This is a genomic window from Alphaproteobacteria bacterium, from assembly GCA_040216735.1.
Lineage (GTDB): Bacteria > Pseudomonadota > Alphaproteobacteria > SHVP01 > SHVP01 > CALJDF01.
Genome location: JAVJOO010000003.1, coordinates 279,141 through 294,165, shown reverse-complemented (window position 1 = coordinate 294,165; position 15,025 = coordinate 279,141). Strand labels below are relative to the sequence as shown.

The following is a 15,025-nucleotide window of genomic DNA, read 5'->3' as shown; positions in this document are numbered from 1 at the left end:
CTTAGGCGAACGCGACCTGGGCGATCGGCGGCAAGTGCGCCGAGACGAGGGTCCAAGATTCGCCGCCGTCGGCGCTGGTCCATAGGTTGCCCGTGGTCGACCCCATCGCGAGCGCCGTGCCAGTGCGATCCACATCGAGCGCATGGCGATAGACCAGATCGTAACTCGCTGCTGATGGCAGACCCTTGCTATGCGCGGTAAAGGTCCGACCGCCGTCGGTCGTCTTGTTGACGACAAGCTTGCCGTCGACTGGGATACGGAATTCGTCCTTTATCGCCGGGACGAACCAGGCTGTGTCGGCATCCGTCGGATGGGCCGCGACGGCGAAACCGAAGGGCGACGGCTTGACGTCCTTGATTTCATCGAACGTTACGCCGCCATCGGTTGAACGAAAGATTGACACGTGGTGCTGGCACCACACGACATCCGGATTGGCGGCACAGTGGGCAAGCCGGTGCGGGTCCTGCGAAACGATGTCGTAGACAAGATCGGGCGGGACATAGTCGGCGCGCTGGCCCTTACCGACGTTGCGCCACGATGCTCCGGCATCGTCGCTTTTCCAAACTCCGCCGCAGGAAACGCCCAGAGTCAGTTTGGCCGGGTCGCGCGGATCGACATGAATGGAATGAATCCCCGCATCGTCGTACCCTCCACCGAACCACTTCGCGCGTTCCGGTACATTCCACAGGCTTTCGACTAGCGACCAACTCGCACCGCGGTCGGCGCTGCGGAACAAACCGCCCGGGATGGTACCCGCCCATAGCACGCCTGCTTCGCCCTTCCCGCCTGGCGCTAGACTCCAAATCAATTGAACCGTTTTGGCGTCTTCGTTCCTAGGTTCGGACGGGAGCGCAGGGGCGGCGACTTCGGTCCAGTTTCGGCCTTGGTTGTCCGAACGATGGAGTTTGATTCCAAAATGGCCCAAATTCAGCGCCGCATACAAGGTGCCGTCACGCCGGTCCTCAAGCACCGCGGTCACCGGTTGGCCGATGAACGCCGGCGAACCGGCCGACCAACCTTCGCCCTTGCGTTCGAAGCGAAACAGTCCCTTCCGCGTCGCGACGTTGAGTGTTTCAGCCACGCCTATCCTCCTGAAAGAGCTTGAAAAACGAATATTTCATCGGCCGCGCCGACCGAATCCGATAGGCCGACGCGGTCGCGGACAACCGTGTCGTTGATGTAGACGTTGACGTGCTTCCGCAGTCGCCCGTGTTCGTCCACGACGTAGCCGCGCAGGCGTGGGCTCTTCAAGAAGACAGCGTCGAGAACGCCCTGCACGGTTGCCGCCGACACCTCCATCGACGGCGCAGCGACGTGCCGTTCAAGATTGGCAGTAAACGAAATTCGGGCCACGACCGCTCCCACGACATCCCTATTGGTCGGGTGCAGATGCTATGGGATGGACTGCCGGGACGGCAAGGGAGGTCGCCAGGATGCACGCGAAATGCTTGCACGCAGCGCGGTGAGCGCGTACGCCACACCATGCCCGTCGATCCCACAATGCTCGTCGCCTTTATTGTCACCATTCTTGCCCTGGTGCTGTCGGTCGGACCCGATACGCTGCTGATCATCCGCTACACCATGTCCTCCGGCCCGCGCACCGGTTTCGCCACGGTGATGGGCGTCCAACTGGGATTGTTCACCCACACGGCCCTCGCCGCCGTCGGGGTTTCACTGGTAATCGCATCGAGTACCGTCGCCTTCAAGGCCATCGCGGTTGCTGGCGCGGCCTACCTCGTGTGGCTCGGCGTCCAGGGATTTCGCTCCGGCCTGATCAACGTGGAGGCGATGACCCGGGGCAAGGAAGTCGGTCCCTGGCGAGGCCTGCGCGACGCCATGTTGACCAACCTGCTGAATCCCAAGGTTATCGTACTCTTTCTCGCGCTAATGCCGAACTTCGTCGATCCGGCGCGCGGTCGGGTCTGGCTGCAACTTGTCACGTTGAGCGTCGCTCTATTCGTCGTCAATGTCGTGTGGCAATTGGGGGTCATGTTGCTCGCGGACGGCGCCCGGGTGTGGCTTGGCCGCCCATCGGTACAGCGCGCGGTGTCCTGGAGCACCAGTGCCGTCTTGTTTGCGTTTGCGGCCGGGTTGCTGGTCGATCACGTCCTTTAGGAACAACGAGAACGATCCGACAAAAGAGGCTTTGCGTGTACACTAGAAGGCAGAGGCCCACTCATGGCGCAAGAACCAACAACCCTCCTGCTTAGCCGCAACTTGCAGACCGCAGATACAGCCGGCCTCCAGTGCCCAATGCATCCGAGAGCAACGAACTAAGCCATGGTCACCACCCGCAGCGAACGCGACACCCTGGGGGAGATCGAGGTTCCCGCAGATCGCTACTGGGGCGCGCAAACCCAGCGCAGTTTGGAGAACTTCCGGATCGGCAAAGACCGCATGCCGCTCGCGGTTATCCACGCACTGGGCGAAATCAAGCGCGCCGCGGCGTTGGTCAATCTCGCGTACGGCGATCTCGACGAGGAGCGAGCCAACGCTATCGTTGCGGCAGCGTCGGCGGTGGCCGAGGGCGTGTTGGACGATCACTTTCCACTTGTGGTGTGGCAAACCGGTTCTGGCACCCAGACCAATATGAACGCCAATGAAGTGATCGCCAATCGAGCGAACGAGTTGCTCGGCCAACCACGCGGCGGCAACACGCCCGTGCACCCCAACAACCACGTCAACATGGCGCAGTCGTCCAACGATACATTCCCAACAGCCATGCACGTTGCAGTCGCCCGGGAGATCGATACCCGCCTGCTCCCGGCTCTCGAATCCCTGCATGCGACGCTGGACGACAAGGCGCACCGGTGGGACACCATCGTAAAATTGGGGCGCACCCACTTGCAGGACGCGACGCCGATGACCTTGGGGCAAGAGTTCTCGGGATACGCCACGCAAGTGGCGAGCGCGCGGGCTGGGATCGCGACAGCGCTCGGGCCGCTCTATGAACTTGCCCAAGGCGGCACCGCCGTCGGTACCGGCCTCAACGCTCGCGCCGAGTTCGGGGCCGCGGTCGCGGCACAGATCGCTGAGCGGACAGGCCTGCCGTTTGCCAGCGCGCCCAACAAGTTTGCCGCGCTGGCCGCACACGATGCGATGGTTGGAGTCAGTGGTGCACTCAACCTCACAGCAACCGTGCTGATGAAGATCGCCAACGACATTCGCTTGCTGGCATCCGGACCTAGATCGGGCCTTGGCGAACTGATCTTGCCCACCAACGAACCCGGCTCCTCGATCATGCCGGGCAAAGTCAATCCAACCCAGGCTGAGGCTATGACACAGGTGTGCGCCCAGGTGATGGGGAACGCTGTCGCGGTGACGATCGCCAACGCCGGCGGGCATTTGGAATTGAACACCTACAAACCGGCGATTGTGTTCAATGTCCTTCAGTCGGTGGGACTACTGACGGACGCGACGGCTAGTTTCGATACTCTGTGTGTGCGAGGAATCGAGCCCGACCTCGAACGACTCGATTCACTGATGCGTCAGTCCCTAATGTTGGTGACGGCGCTGGCCCCACATATCGGTTACGACCGCGCGGCAGATATTGCCAAGTACGCACATGCGGAAAACCTGTCGTTGCGCGAGGCCGCGCTAGGATCGGGTTCCGTTAGCGCGGCCGACTACGACAAATGGGTCGACGCTAAAGCCATGACGCGGCCACGGCCGTGACTATGAGCGTAGCGAAACGCTCGGTAATCGTCGCCGGGCACCGGACCAGCGTTTCCCTGGAAACGGAATTCTGGGAGGAACTGACAGACATTGCCAAGGCGCGAGACATTTCTTTGAACGCACTGGTGGGCGAGGTCGACGCGACGCGGGTCGGCAATCTGTCGAGTGCGCTGCGTCTGTTTGTTCTTCGAGTAGTGAAAACCAGGGCGATCAACGATCCCCAAGCCGTCGAATGATCCCACGCAGCAGGTCGTTTCCGGTGGCCGGTTTCTCTCCTTCGGCCCCATCACCCCCGCTCCCGGGCAACGCTGGAGCGCGACTATCGTTAGCCGGCGCCGCGGTTGCGGGACTAGACGGGCTGGAATCGTCCTTCAATAACTTGCGAATCAATGTCGAACCGAGGCGCTGCGCGAGATACTGCTCCAGCGCCTGGGTCCTTACATTACGTTGCGGGGCGTCGAGCGGGCCGGTTAGGTCGAGGCCGATATCGGGCGATTGGGGGTGGTCGGTCAGGCGCGCGCTAGTGCGCATGTCGAGGCGCCATCGGGCTAGGTCGACGACGGCCGTGCCGGACCCCGCAGCTGCGTCGAGCGCGGCGGTCAAGTCGTCGCTGCGAGCAACGCCCTCTTTGATGGCGAATGTACCGCTGATCGAATCGTAGGCCGTTTCGCCGCCCTGCAGCGTGCGCAGCATCAGGTCCGCGAAGTCCAACGCTTCATTGAGCCGTCCCAGCCGTCCGCTCAGCGCGGGCAAATCGACCCCACGGACAACACCTTCGCGGGCCGAGAAGGAAACCCGACCGGCCAAATTGTTGACCCAATCGAACTGACTCTGGCCGACCGTCGTCAAGGTTCCAGACATGTCGAACCGCCCCGTTACGCGGTCGAGATTTGCGCCAGCCGTGAGCGCCTGTTCAATGTTGGCACCATCTAACGACAGCGATAGATCGATCTTTACCGGACGGTCGGAGTTAACGGTCATCTTAATCGTAGCGTTACCGTCAAATAGCCCGCCGCCGAGCGGATCCACGCGCAAAGTTCCGTTCTCCAGCGTGGCCAGCAACACAGGTTCGGCAAACGCGTAGTCGCCATAGGTCAGGCCGCGCGGCCGCAATTCGAAGCGCCCATCTACCGCGCTGAGAGCAGACAAGTCGATCGGCTCCTGCGACAAGCGTGCACCGCCTCGGGCGCCGGGGGGTTGGGCTCCGCGCGCATTTCCCGTTCCGGCCGACTGGACCGAGCGAGGCAGAAAGAGATCGACTAGGATTTCGCTCGTGTTGAGTCGAGCGTCGATGCGAGAACGCGATCCGCTTAAATCGACCTGGGCATCGCCGACAAAATTGACCGGGCCGATTCCGCCCTCGACCCGGGAAACCGCAAAGCGCGCCGGTGCGCCTGCAATGTCGGCAAGCAGCCTCAAGCCGCCAAGATTTGTGGCGGCCGGTTGGTAGTCCGCCCCGAACGTCCGCAGGAGGCGTTCGGCATTCGGATGATTGGCTTGGACGCTCATGTTGAACGCAGCGTCGCCAAACGGGTTGTTGAGGGTCCCGCCGGCGATCACTTTGAGCTCCGCGACGGTTAAGTCGGTATCGAAATTGAACATTTCGCGGCTGCCTCGGACGATCGCGACCACCGAAAGGGGGCCATCCAAGGTTCGGTCGACCGGCGTTAACGTAAGGCCACCGAGTTCGGCGGCCCGCACGAAGCTGGGCCCATCTAGCTGGACCCTAAGATCGATGCGCGGCGCTGCCGCGAACAGCTCGACCCGCCCCTTCACCGCCGTGGCCATTGTTCCGATGCCCGCCTTGATGTCGACGGCAAGGTCTTCGGCGGTCCCGATCACGGTTCCGTTCAGGTCGATCTGTCCCAAAGCGCGGGCGTCTACGGGTAAATCGACGCCGAAGAAGCGTGCCGGCGCCGCCACGTCGCGCGCCTTCACCGTCACCTTCGCGTCGAAGGCCGGGACCGATGCGAATGCGCCGGCGCTGCCCGAGACGGAAATGGCTGCCCCACCGGCATCGCCGATCGCCGCATTGCGTACGGTGAGGTCTCCTGCGAGTAAGCCTGCATCCAGCTTGACACCACCGTAGCGGCGGCCGCCAACGGTGAGCGACTCGACGGCGACCTTGGCATTGGTGTCGAAGGTACCGAGGATTGCCAGCGCACCTGTCCCCAGAGCCGGTACGCCGCGCACCGGTTGGTCGGCAGGCCCGCCGCCGTCTGCCAGGTAGGCGTCGAGGTTCAGCCTGTCGATCTCGAGGTCGATGCTAAAGGACGGCCTCGCACGGAACGCATAGGCGACGCCACCGGTGATCCGTGAGGAATCGAGACGTAGATCGATCCCGAAGGCTTGGCCAAGATCTTTTGTGGCGCGAAGCCGGCTCTGAAAGCTGACTTGACGCAACCGCGCTTCCGCGATTCCGTCGAGCGAGAGACCGAGCCAATCGGCGGCAGCGCGAAAGTCGGACGACGCCAATTCAACGGTCCCGTCGAAGCGGGGCTGACCGTCGACCGTAGTCATGCGACCCGACAGGCTCACGTCAGACCCGCCCGGCAACATCGCATTGAGGGCCGTCAAATCGATCGCACCTTCGGCGGCATTGGCGACGACCCGAAGTTGCCGGATCAACCCCCCGCGATAGGTAAGCGCTTCACCGGTCAGCGTGAGCGTCGCTCTGACGCCATCCAAAGAGGTTAGCGGATTGGACAACTGCGGCGCCACGCCGGCCTGGGATTTCGCCGCGGCCGCACCCGACGTCTCGATCGCAACCGCATTGGCCCAGGCATCGAGATCGAGACGGCCCAGTGACAGCGTTGCGTCAACCTCAAGTGGCGCACCCAGGACTACCGAGGCAGCGCCGGTGGCGCGGGTTTCGCCGACGACCAAGCTAACGTCGTTGAGGGAAACCCCCTCAGGGGTGCCGGAGACCGCGGCGTTGATTGCAAAGGACTGAGCGCCTGGAACGACTAACGAGATATCGCGGCCCGCGAGCCGAGCAAGAGTGCTCAATGCCTCGCGTAGGTCGCTTCCTTCAAAACCGAACTTGGCATCGAGCGTCGGCGTTTTGGATAGTCCAGTGAAAGTCCCCTGAATGGTAGCAACCGCACCGCCGCGTTCGAGTTCCAACTTGCCGCGCAGCGAAGGCGCCGAGGCTGTGAGCGCGCCAACCGCCACGTCAAAGCCGATCGCCTGATCGCGAAGCGAAAACCGGCCTTCCGCAGCGAAGGGCCCCTCAGCCAGGTTGGAGGCAGTCAGAGTGGCGGTGATAGAATCGACACGCTCGCGACGCCCGTCCTTTCCGGCAAAATTAACGACACCGTTGGCGACGACGACGCGTTCGACACTGATCGCCGCCGCCTGTCCGGGATTCGTCGCCGGTGCCGATTCAGAAGAACTCGCGCCAAAGGTCCAATTGGGCGTCCCATCTTCGGCCACTTCGAGAAAAACCTCGGGCTCGACAAGGCGGACGCTGGTGACCTGGATCTCGCCGCGTAGGAGGGGCCACAGCGCGATCTGCACTTCGAGCGAGCGCAATGTCAGAAAATCGTGCGTGCCGCCGGCCACCGATAGCCGCACATCCGAGGCAGATAGCCGCGGCGTCGGCAAAATCGTCAAGCTGAGATCCCCGTTCATGGCCAAGGACCTGCCGGTCGCGCGCTCTATCGGCCCGGCGATTTCGCCCTTGTATTTGTTCCAGTCGATGAAACTAGGGGCTATCAGGGCCGCGGCCGCGACGAAAACGACGACCCCGAGGGCGATCAACAGGACGCGCTTCACCAATCGAACTCCAAACTCGTGTCGCAGGGACCAACGCTATGAATATAGGGGGTTCGGGCATCAAAACAGAAATGCTTCGGGCCCGTTGAGACTCCGGGGTATGTGGTGGCTAGAATGGCCGAATTCTAGTGATCGCATTATCCGTGGAGAGTTTTAATGAAGGCGTCAGATTTGTTCGTTCGTTGCCTCGAAGAAGAGGGCGTGACCCACATTTTTGGGGTTCCTGGCGAGGAAAACGCCGACGTCATGATCTCGCTGCTCGACAGCAAGATCGAATTCGTCCTGTGCCGCCACGAGCAAGCCGCAGCCTTCATGGCCGACGCCTACGGAAGAATGACCGGTAAAGCGGGCGTGTGTCTCGGAACCCTAGGCCCCGGGGCGACCAATCTGGTGACCGGGGTGGCCGATGCCAACATGGACCGGGCGCCGCTTATCGCAATCATCGGACAGGCGTCGACGCGTCGACTGCACAAGGAAAGCCACCAAAACATGGACTCGATCGCCATGTTCGCCCCCATCACAAAATGGGCCCAGTCGATTACCGAACCCGACAACATCCCCGAAGTGGTGCGCAAGGCGTTCAAAATCGCGGAGTCCGAGAAACCTGGCGCCTGCGTCATCGAACTGCCCGAAAATGTCGCCGATGAAGAGACCGGCGGCGCCCCGATGGCGCGTCACAAAACCCGCCGGGCCGCGGCCGACCACAAGGCGATCCTGCAAGCGGTCGAGCTCATTGTCGCCGCCAAGAATCCGTTGATTCTGGCGGGCAACGGCGCCGTACGCAAACGGGCTTCCAAGCAACTGCAGCGCCTTGCCCACAAGACCGGGATCGGCGTCGTCAATACCTTCATGGGCAAGGGCGCGGTGCCCCGCTCCGATCCGCACTGCATGTTTACCCTGGGCTTGCAGGGACGCGACCACATCAACGCCGCAATCGATCAGGCCGACGTGATCGTCGCGGTGGGGTACGACTTGGTCGAATACTCGCCCGAGCATTGGAACAAGACCGGCGGCAAGACGATCATCCACATCGACTTCTTCCCCGCCGAAGTCGACCTGTCGTACCCGGTTGCGGTCGATGTCGTCTCGGATGTTGCGGACGCTCTCTGGCAAATCAACGAGACAATCAATCGACGCTTTGAGGGCAAACTGCCACTATTCGATATCGGCGCCCGCGCCAAGTTGCGGCAGACTATCCTCGACGACTTCGCGATGGAGAAAGACGACACGTCTTTCCCGATGAAACCGCAGAAAATTCTGTGGGACGTCCGCGAAGTGATGGGACCCGACGACATTCTCCTGTCGGATGTCGGCGCCCACAAAATGTGGATCTCGCGCTACTACCAATGTGACGAAGCCAATACTTGCTTGATCTCGAATGGCTTCTGCACGATGGGCTTCGCCTTTCCCGGCTCGATCGGCGCCAAGATGGCGTTTCCCGACCGCCGCGTGCTCTCGATCAGCGGCGATGCCGGGTTCATGATGAACGCCCAGGATATCGAGACCGCCGCGCGGCTCGGCATCAACGTAGTCGCCATCGTCTGGCTGGACGGTGAATACGGATTGATTAAGTGGAAACAACAGAATTCGTTCGACGGCAAACACTCGAACCTGGCGTTTAACAATCCGGACTTCGAGCTCTTCGCCAAAGCCTTCGGGGTCTGGGGAAGGACGCTGACATCGGCGGCCGACCTGAAACCCACGCTTGAAGAAGCCTTCGCCCAGAAGGGTCCGGCGCTGATCGCTATACCAGTGGACTACGCCGAGAATCGTAAAATGACAAAACGCCTCGGCGAACTCGCCTTCACGATCTAACGAACGGTCAATCTTGGGGGCGGCGCGACGCCGCGGCAATATCGATGCGCGTAGCCGTGCTCGGCGCCGGGATCGTCGGCGCCACAACTGCATACTACCTGACCGGGGACGGCCACGACGTCACGGTCATCGACAAAGAAGCCGGACCCGCAAGGGGGTGTAGCCACGCTAACGCGGGACTGGTGAACGGCTTTACGGCGGGGCCGTGGTCCGCGCCGGGAATCCCCGCAACGGTTTTGAAAGAGTTTTGGCGCGATGCGGCGCCCTACCGGGTTCGCCTTCGCGCCGATCCGGCGATGGCGGTGTGGATCGCCCGGTTTTTTGGAAATTGCACTAAGGCGCGGACTGCCGCGATCAAGGCACGATTGCGCCGGCTTTCCAGCTACAGTTTCGACTTGCTGCGTACCGTCCGCGATACCGAGAACATCACCTACGATGCGCAGACCAACGGCCTACTTTATCTGTACCGCGACGACAACGCACTCCACACCGCCTTTATGGCGGCGACAGGCGGTGACGATCCACGCGCTTTCCCGAACCGCCTGACCCTCGACGAAACGCTGGAACGCGAGCCGGCGTTACGCGGCACCCACTGCCGATATGCAGGCGCGCTGCACTACGACAAGGACGAAAGCGGCGATGCACGGCTCTTCGCCGAAGCCCTTATGCGCGTGGTGACGTCGCGCGGCGCGCAGGCAATCTACGCGCGAAGAGTATCCAACATTCGGGTCGAACACGGTCGGGTTCGTGCGGTTGCCACCGATGCCGGCGACATCGAGACCGATGCCGTCGTGGTCGCGACGGGGATCGGCAGCGGGCGAATTCTCGCCCCCTTCGGAATCAAGCTGCCGGTGTACCCGGTCAAAGGCTATTCGGCGACCGTCGACGCGCCCGATCCAACCGCCCTGCCCCGCCATGCGCTGCAGGATGTCACGCGCAAGATTACGATGACGCCGCTTGGCGCGCGCCTCCGCGCCGCGGGCACCGCCGAACTTGCTGGCGACGACGCGACGATCGACCGCCGCCGGGCTGCAACTTTACACGATCACATGCGGGCGATGCTGCCCGCGGCAGCCACCGACACGATCCCATCATATTGGGCTGGGCTGCGACCGATGACCCCTGATTCGTTGCCGGTCCTTGGCGCCACGGCCGTTGAGGGCCTTTGGCTCAACACCGGACATGGAAGCCTGGGCTGGACCATGGCCTGCGGGTCGGGCCGCATCGTCGCCGACCTTATTGCGGGGAAGCCCCCCGCGATTAACTTGGACGGGCTGGGAATTCGTTAGACTGTCCAGCCCTCCGCGACGGTTCCGGCGCGCAGGAAGGATCGACTTACGTCGTCGCCCTGGGCGTCACAGGATTGGAGGTGCTGGGCGGCTCCCCGTTAGAGCCGGAGAATTTTTCCCGGATTCATGATGCCGTCGGGATCGATGGCCCTTTTGAGCGTGCGCATGACCGAGAGCGCATCGCCGTGTTCGGCGACGAGAAAGTCCACCTTGCCATAGCCAACGCCGTGCTCGCCGGTGCAGGTCCCCTCCATTGCCAGCGCCCGCGCAACCAAACTGTCGTTCAACCGGTTGGCCTCGGCGACCTCTTCCGGTTGGGACGGGTCGAGGACGAACGAGACATGGAAGTTGCCGTCACCGACGTGACCCACGATGGGCGCAGGCAGGAAGGAGGCGTCGAGCTCCTTCTTGGTCTCGACGATACATTCGGCCAACCGCGAAATCGGGACACAAACGTCGGTTGCCCAGAACTTGCTGCCCGGCCGCAGCGCCGCCGCCGCATAGGCCGCATTGTGGCGCGCATGCCAGAGCTTGTTGCGCTCTTCTTCGTTTGAGGTCCAGCGAAACCCGCCACCGCCATGGTCGGAAGCGATCTCTTGGACCATTTCCGCTTGCTCCTTGACGCCCGCGGGCGTGCCGTGGAACTCGAGCCAGAGCGTCGGCTTGACCGGGTGGTCCATGTCGAAGTGCCGATTGGTCGCGTCGATTTGGACCTCGTCGGCAAACTCGATACGGGCAACCGGAATGCCAAGTTGAATAGTCTGAATTACGGCGTCGACGGCGCCCTGGACGCTCTCAAAGTAGCAACTGGCCGCCGAGATCGCCTCGGGAATGCCATAGAGGCGGACGCTTACTTCGGTGATCACACCGAGCGTTCCTTCTGAGCCGACGAAAAGCCGCGTCAGATCGTAGCCGGCGGAGGATTTACGGGCACGGCGCGCCGTCTTGACGACGCGTCCATCCGGCATGACGACGGTGAGGCCCAGGACGTTCTCGCGCATCGTGCCGTAGCGCACCGCGTTGGTACCCGAAGCGCGGGTCGCCGACATCCCGCCGAGCGAGGCGTCCGCGCCGGGGTCGATCGGAAAGAACAGCCCGGTGTCGCGAAGATGGGCATTGAGCTGCTTGCGGGTAACGCCAGCCTGAACGGTACAATCGAGATCTTCGGCGTTTACGTAGAGCACATTATTCATCTGCATCATGTCGATGGACAAACCACCTTGGATGGCCACAACGTGACCTTCGAGCGACGTCCCCGCGCCGAACGGAACGATCGGTACCCGGTGCCGGGCGCATATCTTGACGACATCGGAAACCTCCTCGGTCGACCGGACAAAGGCGACTGCGTCGGGATCGCGGTTCGGATGATAGGATTCGTCCTTGCCATGGTGCGCGCGCACCGCCGCCGAAGTGGTGAAACGCTCGCCAAGGAGCGTCGATAGCTCGTCGAAGGCTGCCGAGAAATCCTCGGGCCGGGTGGTCCGTGCGGGCGCGTCGTGCATGTCGACCTCTGTGGGGTTGAGCCGAAGTGTAGCGGCGGAGCTCCTAACCGCGCAACGCGGTTCACATCGCACTGAGCGGTGACTATGATCCCGGCGCATGGAATTCGAAGCCCCTATAGTGGTCGCCGACGGCGGCAGGGTCCGACCGGAATGGATCGACTACAACGGCCACATGAATGTGGCCTTTTACGTCTTGGCATTCGACTTGGCGCTGGATGTGGTCTACGAACGCATGGGTATCGGCGAACCCTACCGAGAACGCACCAACAGGACGACCTTTTCGCTTGAGGGGCACACCCATTGGCTGCGCGAGATGCGCCTGGACGATCCGATGCGCTTCACGACCCGGTTATTGGACTGGGACGCCAAACGGCTGCACTTCTACATGGAGATGTTCCACGCTGAACAGGACTACCTTGCGGCAACCTATGAAATGCTAACCATTCACATCAATCTCGAACACCGCCGATCCGAGCCGTTCTCTGAACCGCTCCAGGCCATCTTCCGCGCGGCGCACGAATCCCAAATCGACCTGCCGCGCCCGGCCCACGCCGGGACGACGGTTGGGATTCGCCGCAAATGAGCGCGGCGCGCCTGGCCGGTTTAGCGTCGATCACGTGCGCGTTGGCGTTCACGTTGTTGGCGATCCCGCCGTTTTCGCGCCCCGCCCAGGCGAGTTGTATCGATACGCCCCGTCCCGAGGTGAATTGGCGGCGGTGCGATTTCAGCGGCCGTAATCTGGGCGGTATCGACGTGAGCGACGGAAATCTCCAGGGCGCGCGATTCGTGCGGACCAATTTGAGCGGCGCCCGGTTTTCCAACGCCAATGTCGACGGGGCCAAATTCGTGACGGCGAACTTGAACGAAGCCGACTTTAGCGGCGCACGAGCAGTCGGGACCGATTTCACCAAAGCCAATCTTTCCGGAGCGTCCTTCCGCGATGCCGACCTTCGCCGCGCCCGATTCTTCGATGCCGTTCTACGCCAAGCAGACTTCACCGGTGCCCGCTTGACCGGGGGCGACCTATTGAACGCCGATCTCTCGGGCGCGACGTGGATCGACGGCGTGACGATCTGCGCCCCTGAGTCGATCGGACAATGCAAATAGTGCATTGTGCCGCGCCAAGGAGCGCCTAAGCGCGTGACGATGCGCGAGACGACCGCTCTCGTCCGCGCTCGCTGGCATCAGTTCACCCACAACGATCAAGTCAAGCTTTCCGTCCTAGCCCTGATCATTGGGATCGGAATTGCCTACGGGGCCCTCGGGTTTCGGCTTGGAATCGAGGCGATTCAACGCGAAACCTTCGGCTTTCCCCTGCACGACGGATTTCACCTCATTGCGGCTCTTCCCTGGTGGCTGGTCCTCGCGGTCCCGACCATCGGCGGTCTGGCAATCGGTTTGTTCGTTCATTATTTGATGCCGAGCCAGCGAGCCTACGGCGTCGCCGACGTGATCGAAGCCGGCGCCCGCCATGGCGGGCGGATGGATGCGGGCACGACGATCAAAGCGGCCGTATTGTCGCTTGGATCGATCGGGGTCGGCGCTTCAGTGGGTCGCGAAGGTCCCGTCATCCATTTGGGCGCGGGACTGGCGTCTTGGGTCGCGCAACGGTTGCACCTGAATCCTTCGCTGTCGCTGACTTTGCTCGGCTGCGGCCTGGCTTCAGCGATCGCAGCCTCGTTCAACGCGCCTATTGCCGGCGTGTTCTTCGCCCTGGAGGTAGTGATCGGCCACTACGCCTTGCACACATTTGCACCCGTTGTGATCGCCGCCGTCGCCGGGACCGTGATTTCGCGTATTCACTTGGGAGCGTTTCCGGCATTCGTCGTGCCGAACTACGACATCGCGTCGTTCTTCGAGTTTCCAGCTTTCATTCTGCTGGGGCTGGTGTGCGCCCTCGCCGCCATCCTGTTCATCCGTTCGATCTTCGTCGCCGAAGACATCATCAACCGCATCGATTTCCCGGTTTGGGCGCGCCCGATGCTGGGTGGCGCGATGGTCGGTTTGATCGCGATCTTCCTGCCCCACGTCTTAGGGGTCGGCTATGCCGCTACGGACGCCGCGCTCCAGGCAGCCCTCCCGTTGTGGCTCATGCTGGCTCTGATCGTCGCAAAGACCGCGGCGACCGCGGTATCGCTTGGGAGCCGGTTCGGCGGCGGCGTGTTCTCGCCGTCGCTGTTCGTAGGCGCAATGGTTGGCGGCTCGTTCGGCGTGATCGCCGGCAGTATCTTTCCCGGCCTCGCTGCATCGCCCGGTTTCTACGCGATTGTCGGAATGGGTGCGGTCGCTGCGCCGGTGATCGGAGCGCCAATCTCGACAATCTTGATTGCTTTCGAGCTAACGGGTGAGTTTCCGGTAGTCATTGCCGCGATGGTTGCCATCACTATCTCGACTTTGATCTCCCAACAGGTAGCCGGCCGCTCGTATTTCCACGCCCAACTCAAGCGGCGTGGCGTTGCCATTCGAGCCGGCCGATTCGAGCAACTCCTCACCGCCACCCACGTGGGCGACTTGATGACCGACCAGTATGAAATCGTCGACGAACGAGCCCGCGCGAGCGAAATCCGAGAGACAATGGAAAATGCGCGCTATGGAGACTTCTTTGTGGTCGATGCCGACGCACGCTTGGTCGGCTCACTGTCCTTCACCGCGATGCGCGGACTAGCCCTCGATCCGGAACTAGACCAACTGATCAACGCCCGCGATATCGCCCGGCTCAACCCCCCGGTCCTATGCGTCGAAGACGATCTTGAAGATGCACTCAAGCTGATGGAGCGGTACCACGAAGATAGCCTCCCCGTCGTCGATGACCGACAGGGCCGCCTAATCGTAGGCATCCTCCACCATAAGACGGCCCTAATCGCCTACAACCAAGCGCTCCTGCGGGCGAGGGCCGAAGAGCACGACGAGGAAACCGACCGCCCGTGATCCTGGGAGGACCGCAATCGCTGTGGTATGACTCACCGG

Annotated in this window: 12 protein-coding genes; 8 read left to right on the top strand and 4 right to left on the bottom strand. The window is 62.3% G+C overall.

All coding sequences use genetic code 11. From position 1 onward, the window contains the following. Position 1: 1 nt before the first annotated feature. Positions 2 to 1,081 (bottom strand): exo-alpha-sialidase, encoded by a 1,080-nt coding sequence (locus RID42_09485; protein ID MEQ8247903.1) that lies wholly within the window; start codon positions 1,079 to 1,081, stop codon positions 2 to 4. Positions 1,082 to 1,083: 2 nt separating this feature from the next. Continuing rightward, positions 1,084 to 1,353, bottom strand: coding sequence for a MoaD/ThiS family protein (locus tag RID42_09480; GenBank protein MEQ8247902.1), 270 nt, complete (start codon positions 1,351 to 1,353; stop codon positions 1,084 to 1,086). A gap of 129 nt (positions 1,354 to 1,482) precedes the next feature. On the opposite strand from RID42_09480, the gene RID42_09475 reads away from it, so the two are divergent. The 3 genes from RID42_09475 to RID42_09465 all read left to right on the top strand — a co-directional run bounded on the left by RID42_09475 (position 1,483) and on the right by RID42_09465 (position 3,911). Beyond that, the gene (locus RID42_09475; protein ID MEQ8247901.1) at positions 1,483 to 2,115 is read left to right on the top strand and encodes a LysE family translocator; all 633 of its coding nucleotides are present in this window, start codon (positions 1,483 to 1,485) and stop codon (positions 2,113 to 2,115) included. 165 nt (positions 2,116 to 2,280) lie between these two features. Next, positions 2,281 to 3,675 (top strand): class II fumarate hydratase, encoded by a 1,395-nt coding sequence (gene fumC, locus RID42_09470; protein ID MEQ8247900.1) that lies wholly within the window; start codon positions 2,281 to 2,283, stop codon positions 3,673 to 3,675. A gap of 2 nt (positions 3,676 to 3,677) precedes the next feature. Beyond that, positions 3,678 to 3,911: a ribbon-helix-helix domain-containing protein gene (locus RID42_09465; protein MEQ8247899.1), complete on the top strand. Its 234-nt coding sequence runs from the start codon at positions 3,678 to 3,680 to the stop codon at positions 3,909 to 3,911. Here RID42_09465 and RID42_09460 read toward each other — a convergent pair. Then, positions 3,886 to 7,452 carry an AsmA family protein gene (locus RID42_09460; GenBank protein MEQ8247898.1) on the bottom strand — a complete coding sequence of 1,189 codons (3,567 nt, stop codon included), beginning with the start codon at positions 7,450 to 7,452 and terminating at the stop codon, positions 3,886 to 3,888. The two genes, RID42_09465 and RID42_09460, sit on opposite strands and share 26 nt — an antisense overlap. Before the next feature lie 156 nt (positions 7,453 to 7,608). Here RID42_09460 and RID42_09455 point away from each other — a divergent pair, with 156 nt between their 5' ends. Together RID42_09455 and RID42_09450 are read left to right on the top strand one after the other, a co-directional pair. Further along, positions 7,609 to 9,267 carry an acetolactate synthase large subunit gene (locus RID42_09455; protein ID MEQ8247897.1) on the top strand — a complete coding sequence of 553 codons (1,659 nt, stop codon included), beginning with the start codon at positions 7,609 to 7,611 and terminating at the stop codon, positions 9,265 to 9,267. A gap of 44 nt (positions 9,268 to 9,311) precedes the next feature. Continuing rightward, on the top strand, positions 9,312 to 10,556 hold the full coding sequence (locus tag RID42_09450; protein ID MEQ8247896.1) for a D-amino acid dehydrogenase: 1,245 nt from the start codon (positions 9,312 to 9,314) through the stop codon (positions 10,554 to 10,556). A 98-nt stretch (positions 10,557 to 10,654) separates the two neighbouring features. Here RID42_09450 and RID42_09445 read toward each other — a convergent pair whose 3' ends face one another. Beyond that, a complete protein-coding gene (locus RID42_09445) occupies positions 10,655 to 12,058 on the bottom strand; it encodes an FAD-linked oxidase C-terminal domain-containing protein (GenBank protein ID MEQ8247895.1) in 1,404 nt (467 codons plus the stop codon). A gap of 97 nt (positions 12,059 to 12,155) precedes the next feature. Between RID42_09445 and RID42_09440 the strand changes: the two genes are divergently transcribed. From RID42_09440 to RID42_09430, 3 genes are read left to right on the top strand one after another with little or no spacing between them, the layout of a single operon-like run. Continuing rightward, positions 12,156 to 12,641: a thioesterase family protein gene (locus RID42_09440; protein ID MEQ8247894.1), complete on the top strand. Its 486-nt coding sequence runs from the start codon at positions 12,156 to 12,158 to the stop codon at positions 12,639 to 12,641. After that, on the top strand, positions 12,638 to 13,165 hold the full coding sequence (locus tag RID42_09435; GenBank protein MEQ8247893.1) for a pentapeptide repeat-containing protein: 528 nt from the start codon (positions 12,638 to 12,640) through the stop codon (positions 13,163 to 13,165). Before RID42_09440 ends, RID42_09435 begins: the two co-directional genes overlap by 4 nt. A gap of 39 nt (positions 13,166 to 13,204) precedes the next feature. Continuing rightward, positions 13,205 to 14,986 (top strand): chloride channel protein, encoded by a 1,782-nt coding sequence (locus RID42_09430; GenBank protein MEQ8247892.1) that lies wholly within the window; start codon positions 13,205 to 13,207, stop codon positions 14,984 to 14,986. Positions 14,987 to 15,025 lie beyond the last annotated feature (39 nt).